Below are 16,906 nucleotides of genomic sequence, written 5' to 3' on the forward strand. Positions count from 1 at the left end.
CATGGTCATGTTCGCGTACAAGGCAGTCACCACCGATGGCCGGCATGTGCGTGGAGAGATGGACGCCGTCAACATGGTCGATCTGGAAATGCGCCTCAAGCGCATGGAGATGGATTTCGTCAACGGCTACCCGGTCAAGGGTCGGGGCCACCTCGGTCAGCACGCCATCCCGCGCCGGGAGCTGATCAACTTCTGCTTTCATCTGGAACAACTCACCCGCGCGGGCGTACCGATACTGTCGGGTCTCACGGACCTTCGGGATTCGACGGAGCATGCGCGTTTCCGGGAGGTGGTCGCGGGGCTGGTCGAGAGCATCGAAGGCGGCCGAAACCTCTCCGAGGCGGTTGCGGAGTATCCGGCCGTGTTCAACAACGTCTTCTGCGCACTGCTCAGGGCCGGTGAGACCTCGGGCAACCTGCCCCACGTGCTTCGCGACATCAGCGAAAACCTGAAACGCGATGACGAACTCGCCTCCTTCGGCCGCAAGGTCATCCTCTACCCGATCATCGTGCTCGCCTGTGTCGCTGCCGCCACGTCCGTCGCCCTGCTGGTGCTGGTGCCACAACTGAGCACCCTGTTCAGGATGACCGGCAACGAGCTACCGCTCTCGACCCGCGTGCTGATCGGCGCGTCGGATCTACTGGTCGGCTATTGGTGGCTGCTGTTGGGCCTGGTCATCATCACAGGGCTGTCGATCAAACTGGCGCTCAATACGTCCCTGCGCGCCCGTCACCTGTGGGACGGCATGTTGCTGCGCCTGCCCCTGCTGGGCGAAATACGTCGCAAGATCATGCTGGCGCGTTTCTCAGGTCTGTTCTCCATGATGTACGGCGCCGGCATCCCCATCGTGGACGCGCTCAAGAGCGCCGAGGCCGCGGCCGGGAACAGCGTCATCGCCGAAGGCCTGCGCGAGGTTGGCGAGCGCATCGGCGAAGGGCGAAACGTGTCAGGCGCCTTCGCCTCCGTCCCCCTCTTTCCGCCCCTGGTCGTGCGCATGCTGCGGGTGGGCGAGAACACCGGCGCACTCGACGAGGCGCTTGGCAATGTCGCCTACTTCTATGATCGGGACGTGCGCGAATCGGTCGAGCGCCTGCAGGCAGTGACCGAACCCCTGCTCACCTTGCTGATCGGCGCCCTGCTGCTCGGGATCATCCTCGCCGTACTCGGTCCCATCTACGACATCATCACCCAGCTGCCCACCTGATGCCGCAACGTCACCTGCTCTATCTCGACGCCAGTGCCATGCACTGCTTCTACTGGAAGCAGGGACACCTGCGCCTGATCGAGCGCTTCCCGGTGACCGAACCCGGTATCGACGGTTTCGTCCGCCATGTGCAGACCTACCGAAAGGCCATTTTTTCGCTGCTTGTCGACGTCATGGAAGAGGGCTTCCAGTTCGAAGTGCTTCCACACGTTTCGGGGCAAGATCGCACGGCGATGCTCAAGCGCAAGACCGATCAGGCCTTTTTCGGATCGCCTCTGAGCGCCGCGATTTCGCTCGGCCGGGAGCGCACAGGCCGGCGTGACGAGCGCTTCCTGTTTGTCGCGCTGACACGCCAGGCGGCCATCGATCCGTGGCTGGATGTGCTGCGTGCCAACGAGGTGGCACTGAGCGGTATCCACACGCCACCGCTGGTGCTCGACACCATCTTCAAGCGCCTGCGAGGGGTCTCGGACAATCGCCTGCTGGTCAATTTCACGCCGGGCGGCATGCGCCAGACCTTTTTCGAGCACGGCCGTGTGCGCTTCAGCCGCCTTGCGCAAAGTCTCGACGACATTCCGATCGGGCTGGAAGACCAGTGCGCCGCAGAGATCCTCAAAACCCATTCCTACCTGGCCGGCCAGCGCCTCATCCCGCGCAACGTTCCGCTGACCGTCCAGCTCATGGTGGACGATGCCGACTACAAGCGCCTGCGCCCGGCGCTTCGCGAAAGTGCCGAGCTCCACTTCGAGCACCTGCCGGTCAATCTGGTTGCCTCGAAGCTCGGGCTTGCACAGGAACCGCGCGGTTCCAGCGCCCTGCCCGTGCTACTGCAGTGTCTGGCCCGGGAAACCGGCATTGCTCAACTGGCAACGCCCACGGACACCCGATTTTTCGGCATCTGGCGAATGCGCCAGGGGCTCGTCGGAGCGGCGGTGGCCATCTTCTTCGCGGCCATGCTCTATGCGGGGAAAGTCTGGTTCGATGGCCAGCAGATGCTCGAAGCAGCCGTGGCCGTGCGTCAGTCGGCGCAGATCAAGGAAGCTCAACTGCAGCGACTCGAGACCGAGCGTCCTCAACTCGACATTCCAGCAACCGAATTGCGTGACGCCATCAAGACACTGCACGAACTCGAGCAGGCCCAGATAGCACCGGAATCCTGGTTTCTTCATCTGTCGCGCGCCCTTGACCAACATCCGGACGTACAACTTGAGCGCATCGACTGGCAAATCCGCACGGATGCCTCCACAGGCCTCAGCGCCGGCGTCGCCGCCCTGTCTCTCCCCGAATCCTCGGCCAATGACCGTCGTGGCATGCTCGATGAGGTCGGCCGCTTTCTGGACGATCTTGGCGCCGGCACGTCCAACGGCGCCAAACTGCTGCGCTCGCCCGTCAATCTGGCATCGAGCCAGACTTTTTCGGCCAGCAGTGATGCGCCCGCAACGCTGAAGCGCCCCGAGTTCGAGGTTGAATTTTCGGTGGGGGGGCGCCCATGACGCTCAATCAGGTGCTGCGCGTACTTCGCTGGCAGATCGCGTTTGCGGTCGTACTGGTCGCACTGGGTGCCGCCGCCCTCTACGCCGCCGACAAGGCATGCGCCGATGCCGAAGCCCGGCTCGCCGATGCGGAACGCATCCAGCGCAGTGCATCGGCACGACTGCTAACCGCGCAGACCCAGGAGACCGAGGTCCGCGAGGCCATCGACGTTTATGGCCGCCTCAACGAAGCCGGCCTTGTGGGCCCTGAGCAACGGCTGCTTTGGGTCGAAACCCTCGACATGACCCGCAAGCGCCTCGGCATCGAGAATATCCGCTACGAAATCCTGCCTCAGCGCCCACTGACCACGGAACAGGCCCGGCAGCTCAGCTGGATGGAATCCCGAATGCGCATCAGTATGGAGCTTCCCCATGGACAGGCCCTGCTCGATCTGATGGCAGCGCTCATGGCCACCCCGACGGCGGTCGTTCAACCCCGTCAGTGCGAACTTGAACGCCAGGCCCGCACGACTGACCGACTGCGCGCCACCTGTGAGTTACGATGGCTCACCCTGCAACGGCTGGAGCCCGCATCGTGAAACGGTTGGTCTTCTCGCTGTCTGTGCTGTTGGTCGGCTCCAGCGTCGCAGCGCCGATGGGCCGGTTGTTCTTCACCCCTGAAGAACGCGCACGCATCGACCTCGGACAAGGCAGCGCTGCGCCGGCTGCCAAGGCCACCACCGAGCCCACGATCAATGGTTTCGTCCGACGTGGCAACGGCACGGCCACCGTCTGGATCGACGGAAAAGCCCGGCAGGAATCGGCACAGCAACTCGAGGGCATCGCACCCCGGGTGGCGGCACCGGCCGGCGAGCAGGAACCGCGCATCGAGATCCGCATTCACCGACGATGAGAGCGAGACGCCAGCGCGGCCTTCTCCTGCCGGCCTTTGCCCTGTTGCTGATGCTCGGCGCCATCGGTTTGGGGGTCAGTCTTTACCACCGCGCGTCCAGCACTCAAATCCAGACACGGGCCGAAACTGCCCAGAGCCTGGCAAAAGCCAAAGCACTCCTGCGCAAATACGCCCAGAGCTACCAATACACACACACGGATAATCCGATCCCCGGCTATATGCTGTGTCCCGACCAGGACGGTGACGGTTCAGCCGAACTGAGTTGCGATGGTGCCGGGGGGCTGTCCGTCGGGCTGTTTCCCTACCGGACCATGGGCACGCCACCGCTCCGGGATGGCAGCGGAGAGTGTTTGTGGTACGCCGTGTCGGGCGCATACAAGAACAGCCCGACCCCGACAGGCGGCCGCATGAACTGGGATGCCCTCGGGCAGTTCTCCGTGCAGACGCCGGACGGGCGTTTGACGTTCCCCATCAACCGCCCCCTTGACCGTGCCGTGGCGGTGGTCATTGCCGCCGGCCCTGCGCTCCCGGGTCAGACGCGGCCGGCTCGAAACGGCGCGCCCTGCATCGGCCCCGGCGCCAGCAGCAGCGTTGTGGCCGCTTACCTCGAGTCGGACTTTTCAACGCCGAATTCAGTACAGGTGACGGTCCTGGACGCACGAGCGAGCGACACTTCCTTCAACGATCAGACCGCCTGGCTGACACCCGCCGAGATTTTCGATGGTGCCTTCTTGCGGCGCAGCGATTTCGCCACCGGCGTGATTGGCACCGTCCTCAACGTCAGCGTCCTCAACCTGTCGGCCCCACCCACCACCATGCTGCCGCCGCCCGATGATCCCGTTCAGATCGGCAATGTGGAAATCGGCGCCATCCCGCTGACACTCGTGCCCAATCCCGCCAGCCGCGAGGCGAAGTTGCTGAAGCACTGGCACAGCCAGTTCGTGTATCTGCGCTGCATCGAAAGCGCCTCATCCACCTGCCTCAGAACGGTGCGTGGCGACGTCTGCCGAGGCATGCTCCTGTTCTCAGGTCAGGCATCCACAGCGCAAGACCGGACCAGCGGGCTGGCCGGCGAGTTCTTCGAGTCGAACACCCAGGCCCTGACCGATCCGGAAGATCAGATGTTTGCCGGCAATGCGGCCTTCGACCCCGCGCGTCCGTACGAGGATCTTGCGATATGTCTCTGAGGAATGCCATGCGTTCACCGCAGCGAGGCTTTACCCTCGCCGAGATCGCGATCGTGCTGCTCATCATCACCATTCTCGCCAGCATGTTCTTGCTGCCGCTGGGCGGACAGATCGAAGCACGCCAGCGGGCCGAAGCACGCGATGCGCTCAGCAACATCGAAACCGCGCTGGTGGGCTACGCCATCATCCATGGACGGCTCCCCTGCCCAACACTGACCGTCGACCTGACCGACCCCATGCATGGCCTTGAGCCAAGTGCCAGTCCCCCATGCACCATGGGAACGAGCGATGGATTCCTGCCCTGGCGGCAACTGGGCGTTTCGGCCCGTGACCCCTGGGGCAACGTATGGCGGTATCGCGTCGACGGCAATTTCGCCGAGGCGATCAGCAGCACCACGTCCAATGGACAGAACATCGTTGTCCGCGACCACGATGGTGCCGATGTGACGCTCACCTCTGACAACACGGCCGTGTTTATTGTGTACAGTGTCGCCTCGAATCAGACGGCGGACGGATTGAATGCGGCCTTCGAATCGGGCGGCAACCCGGATTACGAAGCGGGCGAGCCGACCACGAGCTTCGATGACATGTTGATCTGGATGGGCCGCCCCATGCTGATCGCCCGCCTTGCCGAAGCGGGCACCTTCTGAGAGCGCCCCAGAGGACCATGCAGCCAGAGCGCGACTTCGACCACGAGCTGAGTTACTACGCACAGCCCTTCATGACGCGTTTGCGTCAGGCCGGCGCGTTGCCAAGCGATGACGAGGAAACGCGTCAGGCCAAGTCGCTGCTGGTGTTCGCCACCGGCCTGATGAGCATCGCCACGGGCCTGTGGCTGCTGCTGTACTGGCTGACCGGCCCCAAGCTGTCGTCCACGCTGCCCTTTCTCTTTCAGGTGCTGCTGGCGGCCAACCTCGCCTACTACATTCACAGCGGCAACTTTCAGTGGTTCCGCTTCAGCCAGCTCGGCCTGATCCTGTTCTTTCCCTTCGTCGCCCAATGGAGCATGGGGAACTTCATATCCGGTTCGGGCGTGATTCTGTGGGCGCTCATGGCCCCCATCGGCGCCGTCTTCGTGCTTGGCTTGCGCGAGTCCCTGCCCTGGTTCTTTGCCTACATTTTCTTTACCGCACTGACGGGCGTCTTCGACTTTCTGCTGGTCGACGTCGCCCCCACCCTGGACACCACGGCCGATGTGTCCCTGCGGACCTCCGTCATCTTCTTTGCCCTCAACTTCATCGCCATCTCCGGGCTGGTATACGCCCTGCTCCGCTTTGCCTTCGAGCAGAAACAGCGCGTGCGTGACCAGCTGGGCGAAACCATGGACATGCTCACGCAGGAGCAGATTCGCTCCGAAAGCCTGCTGTTGAACGTACTGCCTGACTCGGTGGCGGCACGGCTTAAGATCGAAGGCCAGCGCGTGGCCGACGATTTCTACAGCGCAACGGTGATGTTTGCGGACATCGTCGGCTTTACCAAGATTGCCGGCGGATTGAGCGCCCAGGACGTCTTCAACATGCTCAACACCGTCTTCAGTCACTTCGACGATCTGGTCGAGAAACACGGGCTGGAGAAGATCAAGACGATCGGCGACGCATACATGGTGGCGGGCGGACTGGACAACCGGTGCAAAGACCCGTGTTCGGCCATGGCAGACCTAGCGCTCGATATGCAGGCCGCACTCCCCCGCCTGAGTGACGAAGTGAACATTCCCCTTGCGCTGCGTATCGGCATCAGTACCGGCCCGGTGGTCGCAGGCGTCGTCGGCAAGCACAAGTTCATTTACGACCTGTGGGGCGACACCGTCAATATGGCGAGCCGTCTGTCGAGTGAGGGCTGCCAGGGTGTCATTCAATGCGACCGGCGCACCCACATGCACCTGGAGTCACGCTACCGCTTTGGCGAACGCGCCAGCGTCCGCCTCAAGGGCAAGGGCGACATGATCGTGTATCAGCTCGAAGCGAAGCTGGCCAAACGGAAAAGGGACTCCGCCGAGTCAGCCTGAGGCAAGCCTGAAGCACACTGAGCCGGCCTCGGCATTGACCAGCTCGACCCGGTAACCCAGCGCCTCGGCCTGGCGTGCCAGCTGATACAAGCCCATGCCAAGCCCGTTGTCAGAGGGCACGCGTTGCAAGAACAGCCGGCTTCGCAAACGCGGATCGAGCGCATGTCCGCTGTCCGTGACTTCAAGCCAGGGGCGCCCGTCCGTCAGCCCCGATACCACCTGTATGACAACCTCGGGATTGTGCGCCCGCTTGTCGAGCGCGTTTTGCACGAGATTATCTAGCGCGGTATCGAACAGGGTCGTCGGGACCTCGACGCCGGCAGGATCACCCTCGAATCGCACGGGCGATCCCGCATGACGCTCCTTGGCCTGCCGCCACCACGTTTCCACCGGGACGAACGGCGACTCCACCTGCGAGGGAACACGCAGCTTCTCCATGGTCGCGGCCAGGCGACTGGTGATCACCGGAAGTTGCCGCCCCACCAGCGCCTTGAGTGTTGTGGCGTCGGTCTGTGGTTGCGTCGCGGTGAAACACAGGGTATTGAGCGACTGGAGGAGATTCTTCACGTCATGCGTCAGGCGCGCGCCCGTCTCGTGGACAGCGCGCACGTAGGACAGGGACTCCAGCTCGCGTGCGTGACGTTTCTCCAGATAGAACTGCCCCAGAAGCCGTACGGTCAGGTCTAGATGCCAATCCATCGCCGCACTCGGGGCGCGCGCCAGAAAGAGATTCAACTGAAGCGGCGCCGATCGCTTGATGCGCTCCACCCCCTCCAGGCGACCGAAGCTGCCCTCGCCTTCAGGCACCTGCCAGCGCCCGCCACGGACACCCGGCAGCTGCAGCATCTGACGACAGGCCGCCTCAAGAAACGCTTCGGGGTCATCATTCGCCACCGCCAACGAGGCCACTTCGTGCAGCCACTCTTCAAACGACATCCCCGCCGACAATAAACGTCGCGCGAACTGTGCACCGAGCTGCGGTCCCCCCAGATGAGGATCCCACGCCCACGCCATGACCACCAGCGAACCGGCCGTGGCAAACAGGGCGAACACGATCGCCACCAGGTAGGGCAAGGCCATCAACCACATGGCGACCAGCGCGCCCAGCACCATGACCGTCAACACCAGAAACAACAAGGCGGCCGAGACAAAATCGATCCCCCGGGTCCGCGCGTGAGAACTGCCCGGACGCCCGAGCGCCACGCCGGCGAGCAAGGCAGGCAACAGCAAGAGAGACAACCAGTCGAACAGCGCGGACACGTCTCTCGCCACAGGCACGAGATGCGGCACCACGACAATCAACAGGCTCGCGACGAGGTAGGCGAGTGCAAACCGGTATGGCAAGCGCGGGCGTCCGGGCTCCGACACGAAAGCCGCACCGCTCACGGCGCTGGCGAGCGTGATCAGCCATACCGCCAGCAGCCCCCAGGACAAGGACAGGAACATGGCGGCAATGCCGCCAATCATGGCCAGGGAATTGACCCAGCCCAAACGATACGCACCGCGCACGACCGGCTGCCAGAGCAGGAAAAACCCGAGGTGCACCAGCATCAGCAAGCGCCCGACCACATCCTCCGGCCCCTGCACCATCACCACGTGCAAAGCCACCAGGCAAAGCGCGAGGACTCGGAACTCGGCAGCGGGCCTGCCAAGCAGCTGGCCTACCCGATCTGCAAATGAACGTTGAATGAGCGACATGCCGACATTGTAGCGACTGAGCCCGGAGCCAAACACGGCGTTCGCATCAGCGAGGTGTCAAAAATCGGGCAGCATGTCGAATATTCGACACACAGTGTCAGCGCATGAACATCTGTGTCGCTTTTTCGTGACGCATATCACGAAATCCGGCAAAGGCGCCCGGGCACGGGAATTGCTCGGCATAGCATGAAAAATGTGGAGAGATTGATGTCCCTGTCAAAAAGAAAAACACAACGCGGCTTCACCCTGATCGAAATCGCGGTTGTTCTTGTCATCATCGGCTTGCTGCTGGGCGGCGTGCTGCGTGGACAGGAACTGATCAACAGCGCGCGGGCCAAGAATCTCGTGCAGGAGATCAAGGGCGTGGCCACGATGGTATATAGCTACCAGGACCGCTTTCAGCGTCTTCCGGGAGACGACCCGGCAGCAGACGACCACGTGGGCGGCGCGAATGCGACCACGCCGGCGGACGCTGTGCAAGGCAACGGCCGTATCGAAGGGAGCTGGGACTCACGCGAGCCCACGGACGAATCGGTGCTGTTCTGGCAGCACGTGCGCATGGCCAACCTGGCCAACGGCACGACCGATCCGAACGCAGGTGATTTTCTTCCCGCCAATGCGCTGGGCGGCATCCTCGGTGTCACCAGCAACTCACCCAATGGCATGGCCGGCGCGTTCTTTGTGTGCTCGGGCGGAATGTCTGGACGGTTTGCCCGCCAGATCGAAGCCACGCTGGACAACGGCGATGGTTCGACCGGTTCCACCCGGATCTATCCGAACGGCGACACGACACAGGCTTCGCGCAATCTCACCGCCGCCGACGACGACACCGCCAACTTCGTGGTCTGCGTCGCCAACTGATCATCCCCCCTGTAGCAAGCGCTTCTCGGCCAGCTGCAGACTCGCGGGCTCTCCCAGCAGAACGATCACGTCACCGGCAAGAATCTGAGTCTCCGGTCCGGGGCTGAGGCCCCGGATGTTCCTCCGACGCACCGCGGACACACTCACGTTGAGTAACGGAAAGTCCATCTCCCCGATGGTCTGACCCACGGCACGTGCACCATTGGGCACGGTCACCGAGTGCAAGCGCAGTTGCGTATTGTCGAAATCCTCCGGCGCATCGCTGGCACCGTGAAAGACACCGCGCATGAGCGCATAGCGCTCGCTTCGGATGCTGCGGATGCGGCGCACCACACGATTGATGGGCACACCGATGAGCGCGAGCGCATGGGAGGCGAGCATGATGCTCCCCTCGAAGGCCTCGGTCACCACTTCAGCCGCCCCGGCCTCCGACAGCTTGGCCATCTCGGCTTCATCCGTGGCACGCGCAATCACCGGAAGGTCAGGCCGGATCGCATGCACGTGGTGGATGACGCGCAAGGCGGCATCCACGCCTGAAAACGAGATCACCAGCGCACTCGCGCGAGACACCCCCGCCGCTTGCAGCGTCTCCTTGCGGGCGGCATCACCATAGACCACCGTATCGCCCGCAGCTGCCGCCTCGCGGACACGCTCGGGATCGAGATCCAGCGCCACATAGCCCACCTCTTCCTGCTCGAGAAAGCGCGCCAGATGCTGGCCACTGCGACCATAGCCGCAGATCACGATATGGCCCTGGGTGTTCATCGACTGCGCTGCCACGCGGGTCAGCTCCATCGAGCGCAACAACCACTCCGACGCGACAAAGCGCATCACCAGCTTGTCCGACACCTGAACGATCAGAGGCGCCAGCAGCATCGAGAGCACCAGCGCGGCCACCGTCACCTGCATCAGCACCGGTGAGAGCATGCTCCGATCCGCAATCTGCGAGATGAGCACGAAACCGAACTCGCCGCCGGCACACAGCCACAAGCCGGTGCGCATGGCGGTGCCCGGTGTCGAACCGAACAGGCGTGAAGCGCCCGCGGCCACGGCAAACTTCAACACCAGCAACACCAGCACCATGCCGATCACGGCCGGCAGGTTCCCCGCAATCTCACCCACATCAAGGAACATGCCCACGGTCACGAAGAACAAACCGAGCAGCACGTCGCGGAACGGCTTGATGTCCTCCTCCACCTGATAGCGGTACTCGGTCTCGGAGATCAGCATGCCGGCGAGAAAGGCGCCCAGTGCAAGCGACAGCCCAGCCAGCTCGCTCAACCACGCCAACCCAAGGGTGATGAGGAGCACGTTGAGCATGAACAGCTCGCCGGAGCGGCGCTTGGCCACCAGGGTGAACCAGGCGCGCATCAGGCGCTGACCGAAGAACAACACCAGGGCCAGCATGACCGCCGCCTTGAGTGCCGCGATGCTCAATGTGGTCATCAGCGCCTCGGCCGGTTCCGAGAGGGCCGGCAGCAGAATCAGCAGCGGCACCACCGCAATGTCCTGGAACAACAGGACGCCGATGGTCTCTTGCCCGTGCTTTGACTCCAGTTCGAGTCGGTCTGCCAGCAGCTTGGAAAGAATGGCCGTGGAAGACGTGGCCACGATCGCGCCCAGCGTGAAGCTCTCGACCGTCCCCCAACCCAGCGCAAGCCCGATGACTGTCGCCAATATGATGGTGCCGACGACCTGAACACTGCCAAGGCCGAACACGATGCGCTTCATCGCGTAAAGACGTGGCAGGGAAAACTCGAGTCCGATCGAGAACATCAGGAAAACGACACCGAACTCGGCCAGATGGCGCGCGCTCGACTCGTCCTTCATCAGATCGAGCGCATGCGGCCCGATGACTGCACCGACCAGCAGGTAGCCCAGCACCGGCGGCAGATTGACACTGCGAAACACCGCGACCACACAAACAGAGGCGGCCAGCAACAACAGCACAAGTTCCAGCGTATTGACCATACGGCTGCGCTCATTTCCCCGAGGTGACGCCCCGTCTTCGGGCGGGGCCGAAAGGCCCTTCTGATATACTTTTGCGTCCAGTTTAACCGATTGCTTTCCGAGTCAATGCCCCGAAATGACGCCCTTTTGCCGAGCGAATGCCTTGCGCAGGCCCGTCGGGTCCTGAGCATCGAAGCTGCGGCAGTCTCCGCACTCGCGGACCGGCTCGACGGACAGTTCGTCAGCGCTGTCGAGCTCATCCTCGGCGCCAGCGGACGCGTCATCGTCACCGGCATTGGTAAAACCGGTCATATCGGTCGCAAACTCGCGGCCACGCTGGCCAGCACCGGCACCCCGGCCTATTTCGTCCACGCCGCCGAGGCGGCGCACGGCGACCTTGGCATGATCACACCGGCAGACGTCGTGATCGCAGTATCCAATTCAGGCAAGAGCGAAGAGTTGCTCACGATCGTCCCCTTGGTCAAACGTCAGGGCGCGCGGCTCATTTCCATGACAGGCAACCCGGACTCTCCACTGGCACGTGACGCCGACGTGCACCTGGACGCCGGCGTCAGCGAAGAAGCCTGCCCGCTCAATCTGGCACCAACGGCCAGTACCACCGCCGCACTTGCGCTGGGCGATGCGCTGGCCGTGGCCCTGCTCGAGGCGCGCGGATTCGGCGAAGACGACTTCGCCCGCAGCCATCCGGGGGGCGCATTGGGGCGACGGCTGCTCACGCATGTCCGCGACGTCATGCGGACCGGTGAGGCATTGCCCACGGTGTCAGCAGATACAAGTTTTGCCGACGCGCTCGTCAGAATGTCGCAGGGCGGCATGGGCATGGTCATCATCGTTGATGAGGCCGGTCGCCCCCTGGGGATCTTCACGGACGGCGACCTGCGCCGTGCCCTCTCGCGCGAAGGCGACATCCGGAAGAGTTGCCTTGCGGAACTCATGACCCGTGACCCGCGCCAGATCGACCCTGACGCACTGGCTGCCGAGGCAGCCCAGCTGATGGAGACGCACCGCATCAACCAGCTGCTCGTGACCACTCGCGATGGCACCCTGGCAGGCGCCCTCAACATGCACGACCTGATGCAGGCGAAGGTGATCTGAATGCAGGTGCGCTTTCATCACGTCTTCCCCATCATCGTGCTCACCCTCCTGGCGGGTGGCAGCTTCTGGCTCGAGCGCGCCACCCGGGTGGCTGACGTCGCCAACAGCCCCGATGTCCTCGAAGGACCAGATGTCATCGTCGAACAGATGTCGATCACCCGTTTCGACATCAATGGCAACCCGCACTACTATCTCGATGCACGCGAAATGAAGCATCTGCCCGGCGAACAACACGCCCGCCTTGATGGGCCGGTTGTTCACCTCGTTCGCGATGCGCTCGACATGCGCTGGTCGTCGGACACAGCTGAAGTGCGTGATGATAGCCAACGTGTCGACATGGCGGGCAACGTGGAAGGCGAACGAACCATCCCCGGTGAAGCGCCCGCCCATTTCAGTTCAGCCACACTGACGGTCTGGCCCGAGGTGGAGTCGGCCAAGAGCACGACCCCGGTCACGCTGACGCAAAACGGCTCTGTTGCCACGGGGGACCGCATGGACGCGGACAACATCTTCGGGGTCGTCACCCTCACCGGCCGGGTGAAAGTACACATGCCTAACACGCGGAAATAACAATGAAAGCAAACATCCCCTCCCTGGCAACATTGGGCCTGTTCTTCGTGATGCTCACCCCGGTCGCTCATGCCGAGCGCGCGGATCGGGGCAAGCCGGTCAATATCGAGGCCGACAAGGTCACCGTGAACGAGCAGCAGAAGAAACATGTTTTCGAAGGCCGGGTAGTGCTCACCCAAGGCACGCTCCAGATACGCGGCGATCAACTGACCGTGACCCAGGACGGGGAAGGCTTCCAGAAAGGCGTGGCCACAAGCGACCAGGGGCTGGCCTCCTTCCGGCAAAAACGCGACGGCAGCGGTGAAATCGTCACCGGAGAGGCCAAGCGCATCGAATACGATGGCCGCACCCAGAAGACCTTCCTGTACACCAATGCCTATGTGATCAGTGGCAAGGACGAAGTGCGCGGCCAGTACATCGAGTACGACGGTTACACCGGCCAGTACATCGTCACCAACAGTGGTTCGACACGTGCATCAAGCGGGGGTGGGCGCGTTCGGGCCGTCATCCAGCCCAAGACCTCAGGAACGGATACGACTTCCACCCCGGCAGCGCCGGCCAGCGAAGCACCTGCGGATGAGGGCGCAGCAACGCAGTAAATCCGGAGGGAATGCTCCCCATGAGTTTTGAAAACATCCTCGTCGAAACCCGCGACCGGGTCGGCCTGATCACACTCAATCGCCCCAAGGCACTCAACGCGCTCAACGACGCGCTGGTGGACGAAATGGGTATCGCACTCGATCAGTTCGAGGCGGACGAGAACATTGGCGCCATCGTCATCACCGGTTCTGACAAGGCATTCGCGGCAGGTGCCGATATTGGCGCCATGGCCAACTTTTCCTATATGGACGCCTATCTGGGCGATTACATCACCCGCAACTGGGAGCGCATCAAGACCTGCCGCAAACCGGTCATCGCCGCGGTGGCCGGCTTCGCCCTCGGCGGCGGGTGCGAGATGGCCATGGCCTGCGACATCATCATCGCAGCCGACACGGCCATGTTCGGGCAGCCGGAGGTCAAGCTTGGCATTCTCCCGGGCGCCGGGGGCACGCAGCGCCTGCCCCGCGCCGTTGGCAAGGCCAAGGCCATGGACATGTGCCTGACCGGTCGCATGATGAACGCTGAAGAGGCAGAGCGCGCGGGCCTGGTCTCCCGGATCGTTCCCGCCGACACCCTGCTCGACGAAGCCCTCAAGGCAGCTGGCAGCATTGCCGGTTACTCGCTGCCTGTTGTCATGATGATCAAGGAATCGGTCAACCGGGCCTTCGAATCCGGCCTTTCGGAAGGGCTTCTCTTCGAACGACGCCTCTTTCACTCCGCCTTTGCGCTGGAAGACCAGAAAGAAGGCATGGCCGCCTTCGTGGAGAAGCGTAAGGCGGACTTCAAGCACCGCTAAACGCCCGCCGTTCGTCGGCAAGTTCTACTCGCGAACTTGCCGACCCGTCCTTGAGGCGAATTCCCTCTCGATCAGCATTGTCCTCAGTGATTCCTTCGGCGCGCGAAATTGCCTCGGGAAAACACACCCGGAAAGACCCTCTCCCTGCGTGAAATACCCGCTCGCTCCGGGCAAATTATGCTGCAAGAGCAAACACTTAGCAGACGCCCCTCGGCTTAGCCCGTTGTGCCTTTGCACATACGTGACATTTCCGCGAAACCCCATCGATTTAAGTCTTTGCTTTTTAACAACTAAACTCAAACGGTCGTTTATTGTGCAGCGCACAAAAAAGTTGACTTCGGGAATCGAGCCCCTATAATGAGGGTCATGTTGCAACGCAATATTCATTTATCGCAACACACCAAACTGATAGGAGATTCCTAAATGTTCGCTACCCCCGAGCAGTTCGCAGCTACCAACAAGGCCAACATCGAAACCATGCTGACGATGGCAAATGCCGCTTTCGCCAGTGCCGAGCGTCTTGCTGCCCTGAACCTGAACACCGCCCGTTCCTTCATGGAAGACGGCGTGAGCAACACCAAGGCCCTGATGGGTGCCAAGGACGTTCAGGAATTCGTGAGCCTGCAGACCGCTATGGCCCAGCCGACTGTCGAGAAGATGGTTGCCTACGCTCGCAGCGTTTATGAAATCGCCACCCAGAATCAGGACGAAGTGTCCAAGCTGATGGAAGGCCAGATGGCTGAAGTCAACAAGGGTGTCGCCGCTGCTCTGGACAAGGCTGCCAAGTCTGCTCCGGCCGGTTCTGACGTGGCTGTTGCCGCTGTCAAGTCTGCCATCGCTGCTGCCAACTCCGCTTACGACAGCATGAGCAAGGCTGCCAAGCAGGTTGCCGAGATCGCTGAAGCCAACGTGGCTGCCGCGACCAGCGCTACTGTGAAAGCTGTCGGTACCGCTCAGAAAGCTGCCCCGAAAGCACCGGCCAAGAAAGCTGCCTGATCAGTTTTCCGGTCGTGAAAAAGCCCCGCTTCGGCGGGGCTTTTTTTGTCTACTCGACAGACGAAGAAGTGCTTCGTCGGGATCGGCGGTACCGCGTGGCGCCCCTGGCCGCTGGCGTGCCATCACTGCCTGCTGCTGCCAGATCACGTAACGCGAGCCCGGGCCCAAGCCATCAGTCGATAGACAAAGGGCAGTTCAAGGATGAACCGCCCCTCCACGGCTTGAGTCCGTCCCTTCGGCAAGCGTTTCAGCCTTCGGCAGCCGACTCCGGGTAATGGTGCGGAAACAGGCGGCGCATCTCAGCCTCAATCCAGGCTTCGGCGCGCTTGTTGATCTCCTCGGTACTGAGTCCTTCGCTGTCGATCGCCGGGCCAATCGAAACGATGATTTCACCTGGCTGTTTGACGAAGGCGTTCTTGCGCCAGAACTCCCCCGCGTTGTGGGCGATCGGAACCGTCGGCGCGCCGGTGTGCGATGCCAGCCAGGCGCCGCCCGGTTTGTATCGTCTTGTCGTCCCGGGTGCCACGCGCGTCCCTTCCGGAAACACCACGATCCAGAAGCCCTGATCCAGAAGTTTCGACCCCTGCTCGACGACCTGGCTCAAGGCGTCCTTGCCCGCCGCACGATCAATCGCGATCACCGGCATGCGCGCCAGCCCCCAGCCGAAGAACGGCAAGCGAAGCAACTCGCGCTTGAGCACAAAGGCGATGGGCGGCAGGATACGCTGCAGCGCAATCGTCTCCCAGGCTGACTGATGCTTGCACAAGGCAACCGCCGAACGCTGCGGCAGATTCTCCTGTCCGATGACCTTGTGGCGAATGCCAAGCAAGTGCCGGATGAACCACATGGCAATGGTCGTCCAGCCACCGATGAGACGATATCGCCGATGCGGAGAGAACGGCGTCACCAGCAGCGCGACCAGCGCAAACACCGGGGTGATCACAATGAGAACAAGCGCGAACAGCGCGGATCGGATGAAGTGCATCTGGGTTCAGTCCAGGAGGGCGTCGACCACGGCGGCGAGGTCGGGAAAGATTCGGGTATCGGCGGGCAGATCAGGGTCATCCTGCGTCTTGTGCCCTTTGCCGGTCAGGACAAGATACGGCTGACATCCCACGGCCATGCCGGCCTGCAGGTCGCGCAGACTGTCGCCCACCATCGGGGCGCCGGTCAGGTCTACGTTGAAGCGTTCCTGAATCTGTTCGAGCAGGCCGGGCTTGGGTTTGCGGCACTCACAGGTCGAGTCGGCCGCATGGGGGCAAAAGAAGATCGCATCGATGCGTCCGCCCACCTGGGCGAGCGCTTCATTCATGCGGCCATTGATGGCATTGAGCATGTCCATGCCGAACAGCCCACGACCGACACCCGACTGGTTGGAAGCCACGACGACGCGCCAACCTGCCTGATTGAGTTTGGCGATGGCCTCAAGCGATCCGGGAATTGCCTCCCATTCGTCAGGCGACTTGATGAATTGATCGGAGTCCTTGTTGATGACCCCGTCGCGATCAAGCACGATTAATTTCATGGCAATTCCCGTG

17 protein-coding genes are annotated in these 16,906 nt (G+C 62.5%); 13 read left to right on the forward strand and 4 right to left on the reverse strand.

Annotated features, from left to right (window positions below):
• Position 1 precedes the first annotated feature (1 nt).
• From J0W34_RS16485 to J0W34_RS16515, 7 genes are read left to right on the forward strand one after another with little or no spacing between them, the layout of a single operon-like run.
• On the forward strand, positions 2-1,204 hold the full coding sequence (locus J0W34_RS16485) for a type II secretion system F family protein (protein WP_230969505.1): 1,203 nt from the start codon (positions 2-4) through the stop codon (positions 1,202-1,204).
• The gene (locus J0W34_RS16490) at positions 1,204-2,697 is read left to right on the forward strand and encodes a hypothetical protein (protein ID WP_230969506.1); all 1,494 of its coding nucleotides are present in this window, start codon (positions 1,204-1,206) and stop codon (positions 2,695-2,697) included. Before J0W34_RS16485 ends, J0W34_RS16490 begins: the two co-directional genes overlap by 1 nt.
• On the forward strand, positions 2,694-3,275 hold the full coding sequence (locus J0W34_RS16495) for a hypothetical protein (protein ID WP_230969507.1): 582 nt from the start codon (positions 2,694-2,696) through the stop codon (positions 3,273-3,275). The genes J0W34_RS16490 and J0W34_RS16495 overlap by 4 nt, the downstream gene beginning before the upstream one ends.
• On the forward strand, positions 3,272-3,589 hold the full coding sequence (locus J0W34_RS16500) for a hypothetical protein (protein WP_230969508.1): 318 nt from the start codon (positions 3,272-3,274) through the stop codon (positions 3,587-3,589). The genes J0W34_RS16495 and J0W34_RS16500 overlap by 4 nt, the downstream gene beginning before the upstream one ends.
• Complete coding sequence (locus J0W34_RS16505) at positions 3,586-4,776, forward strand: hypothetical protein (protein ID WP_230969509.1); 1,191 nt, start codon at positions 3,586-3,588, stop codon at positions 4,774-4,776. Before J0W34_RS16500 ends, J0W34_RS16505 begins: the two co-directional genes overlap by 4 nt.
• Before the next feature lie 8 nt (positions 4,777-4,784).
• Complete coding sequence (locus J0W34_RS16510; RefSeq protein ID WP_230969510.1) at positions 4,785-5,426, forward strand: type II secretion system protein; 642 nt, start codon at positions 4,785-4,787, stop codon at positions 5,424-5,426.
• A 17-nt stretch (positions 5,427-5,443) separates the two neighbouring features.
• A complete protein-coding gene (locus J0W34_RS16515) occupies positions 5,444-6,781 on the forward strand; it encodes an adenylate/guanylate cyclase domain-containing protein (protein WP_227816359.1) in 1,338 nt (445 codons plus the stop codon).
• On the opposite strand, the gene J0W34_RS16520 is transcribed toward J0W34_RS16515, so the two are convergent.
• Positions 6,773-8,479, reverse strand: coding sequence for an ATP-binding protein (locus tag J0W34_RS16520; protein WP_230969511.1), 1,707 nt, complete (start codon positions 8,477-8,479; stop codon positions 6,773-6,775). The genes J0W34_RS16515 and J0W34_RS16520 overlap by 9 nt on opposite strands.
• Before the next feature lie 207 nt (positions 8,480-8,686).
• On the opposite strand from J0W34_RS16520, the gene J0W34_RS16525 reads away from it, so the two are divergent.
• Complete coding sequence (locus tag J0W34_RS16525) at positions 8,687-9,340, forward strand: prepilin-type N-terminal cleavage/methylation domain-containing protein (RefSeq protein ID WP_227816357.1); 654 nt, start codon at positions 8,687-8,689, stop codon at positions 9,338-9,340.
• On the opposite strand, the gene J0W34_RS16530 is transcribed toward J0W34_RS16525, so the two are convergent.
• Entirely contained in the window at positions 9,341-11,311 is a 1,971-nt protein-coding gene (locus tag J0W34_RS16530; RefSeq protein ID WP_230969512.1) for a monovalent cation:proton antiporter family protein, read from the reverse strand.
• Positions 11,312-11,416: 105 nt separating this feature from the next.
• Here J0W34_RS16530 and J0W34_RS16535 point away from each other — a divergent pair, with 105 nt between their 5' ends.
• The 5 genes from J0W34_RS16535 (at position 11,417) to J0W34_RS16555 (ending at position 15,368) form a co-directional block, all read left to right on the forward strand.
• Entirely contained in the window at positions 11,417-12,406 is a 990-nt protein-coding gene (locus J0W34_RS16535; protein WP_227816355.1) for a KpsF/GutQ family sugar-phosphate isomerase, read from the forward strand.
• On the forward strand, positions 12,407-12,976 hold the full coding sequence (lptC, locus tag J0W34_RS16540) for an LPS export ABC transporter periplasmic protein LptC (RefSeq protein WP_230969513.1): 570 nt from the start codon (positions 12,407-12,409) through the stop codon (positions 12,974-12,976).
• Between the two features lie 2 nt (positions 12,977-12,978).
• Positions 12,979-13,575, forward strand: coding sequence for a lipopolysaccharide transport periplasmic protein LptA (lptA, locus tag J0W34_RS16545; RefSeq protein ID WP_227816353.1), 597 nt, complete (start codon positions 12,979-12,981; stop codon positions 13,573-13,575).
• A 20-nt stretch (positions 13,576-13,595) separates the two neighbouring features.
• Positions 13,596-14,372 carry an enoyl-CoA hydratase gene (locus tag J0W34_RS16550; protein ID WP_230969514.1) on the forward strand — a complete coding sequence of 259 codons (777 nt, stop codon included), beginning with the start codon at positions 13,596-13,598 and terminating at the stop codon, positions 14,370-14,372.
• 423 nt (positions 14,373-14,795) lie between these two features.
• Complete coding sequence (locus J0W34_RS16555; RefSeq protein ID WP_227816351.1) at positions 14,796-15,368, forward strand: phasin family protein; 573 nt, start codon at positions 14,796-14,798, stop codon at positions 15,366-15,368.
• Between the two features lie 247 nt (positions 15,369-15,615).
• Here the strand turns inward: J0W34_RS16555 and J0W34_RS16560 are convergent, their stop codons facing one another.
• A complete protein-coding gene (locus J0W34_RS16560; protein ID WP_230969515.1) occupies positions 15,616-16,353 on the reverse strand; it encodes a lysophospholipid acyltransferase family protein in 738 nt (245 codons plus the stop codon).
• Positions 16,354-16,359: 6 nt separating this feature from the next.
• A complete protein-coding gene (gmhB, locus tag J0W34_RS16565; protein ID WP_227816349.1) occupies positions 16,360-16,893 on the reverse strand; it encodes a D-glycero-beta-D-manno-heptose 1,7-bisphosphate 7-phosphatase in 534 nt (177 codons plus the stop codon).
• Between the last annotated feature and the right edge of the window lie 13 nt (positions 16,894-16,906).

It is taken from the genome of Nitrogeniibacter aestuarii, from assembly GCF_017309585.1.
GTDB lineage: Bacteria > Pseudomonadota > Gammaproteobacteria > Burkholderiales > Rhodocyclaceae > Nitrogeniibacter > Nitrogeniibacter aestuarii.

Excerpts from the sequence above, each read along its gene's own strand:
- J0W34_RS16485 (WP_230969505.1), top strand. The coding sequence starts at position 2 with ATGGTCATGTTCGCGTACAAGGCAGTCACCACCGATGGCCGGCATGTG.
- J0W34_RS16490 (WP_230969506.1), top strand. The coding sequence starts at position 1,204 with ATGCCGCAACGTCACCTGCTCTATCTCGACGCCAGTGCCATGCACTGC.
- J0W34_RS16495 (WP_230969507.1), top strand. The coding sequence starts at position 2,694 with ATGACGCTCAATCAGGTGCTGCGCGTACTTCGCTGGCAGATCGCGTTT.
- J0W34_RS16505 (WP_230969509.1), top strand. The coding sequence starts at position 3,586 with ATGAGAGCGAGACGCCAGCGCGGCCTTCTCCTGCCGGCCTTTGCCCTG.
- J0W34_RS16510 (WP_230969510.1), top strand. The coding sequence starts at position 4,785 with ATGCGTTCACCGCAGCGAGGCTTTACCCTCGCCGAGATCGCGATCGTG.
- J0W34_RS16515 (WP_227816359.1), top strand. The coding sequence starts at position 5,444 with ATGCAGCCAGAGCGCGACTTCGACCACGAGCTGAGTTACTACGCACAG.
- J0W34_RS16520 (WP_230969511.1), bottom strand. The coding sequence starts at position 8,479 with ATGTCGCTCATTCAACGTTCATTTGCAGATCGGGTAGGCCAGCTGCTT.
- J0W34_RS16525 (WP_227816357.1), top strand. The coding sequence starts at position 8,687 with ATGTCCCTGTCAAAAAGAAAAACACAACGCGGCTTCACCCTGATCGAA.
- J0W34_RS16530 (WP_230969512.1), bottom strand. The coding sequence starts at position 11,311 with ATGGTCAATACGCTGGAACTTGTGCTGTTGTTGCTGGCCGCCTCTGTT.
- J0W34_RS16535 (WP_227816355.1), top strand. The coding sequence starts at position 11,417 with ATGCCCCGAAATGACGCCCTTTTGCCGAGCGAATGCCTTGCGCAGGCC.
- lptC (WP_230969513.1), top strand. The coding sequence starts at position 12,407 with ATGCAGGTGCGCTTTCATCACGTCTTCCCCATCATCGTGCTCACCCTC.
- lptA (WP_227816353.1), top strand. The coding sequence starts at position 12,979 with ATGAAAGCAAACATCCCCTCCCTGGCAACATTGGGCCTGTTCTTCGTG.
- J0W34_RS16550 (WP_230969514.1), top strand. The coding sequence starts at position 13,596 with ATGAGTTTTGAAAACATCCTCGTCGAAACCCGCGACCGGGTCGGCCTG.
- J0W34_RS16555 (WP_227816351.1), top strand. The coding sequence starts at position 14,796 with ATGTTCGCTACCCCCGAGCAGTTCGCAGCTACCAACAAGGCCAACATC.
- J0W34_RS16560 (WP_230969515.1), bottom strand. The coding sequence starts at position 16,353 with ATGCACTTCATCCGATCCGCGCTGTTCGCGCTTGTTCTCATTGTGATC.
- gmhB (WP_227816349.1), bottom strand. The coding sequence starts at position 16,893 with ATGAAATTAATCGTGCTTGATCGCGACGGGGTCATCAACAAGGACTCC.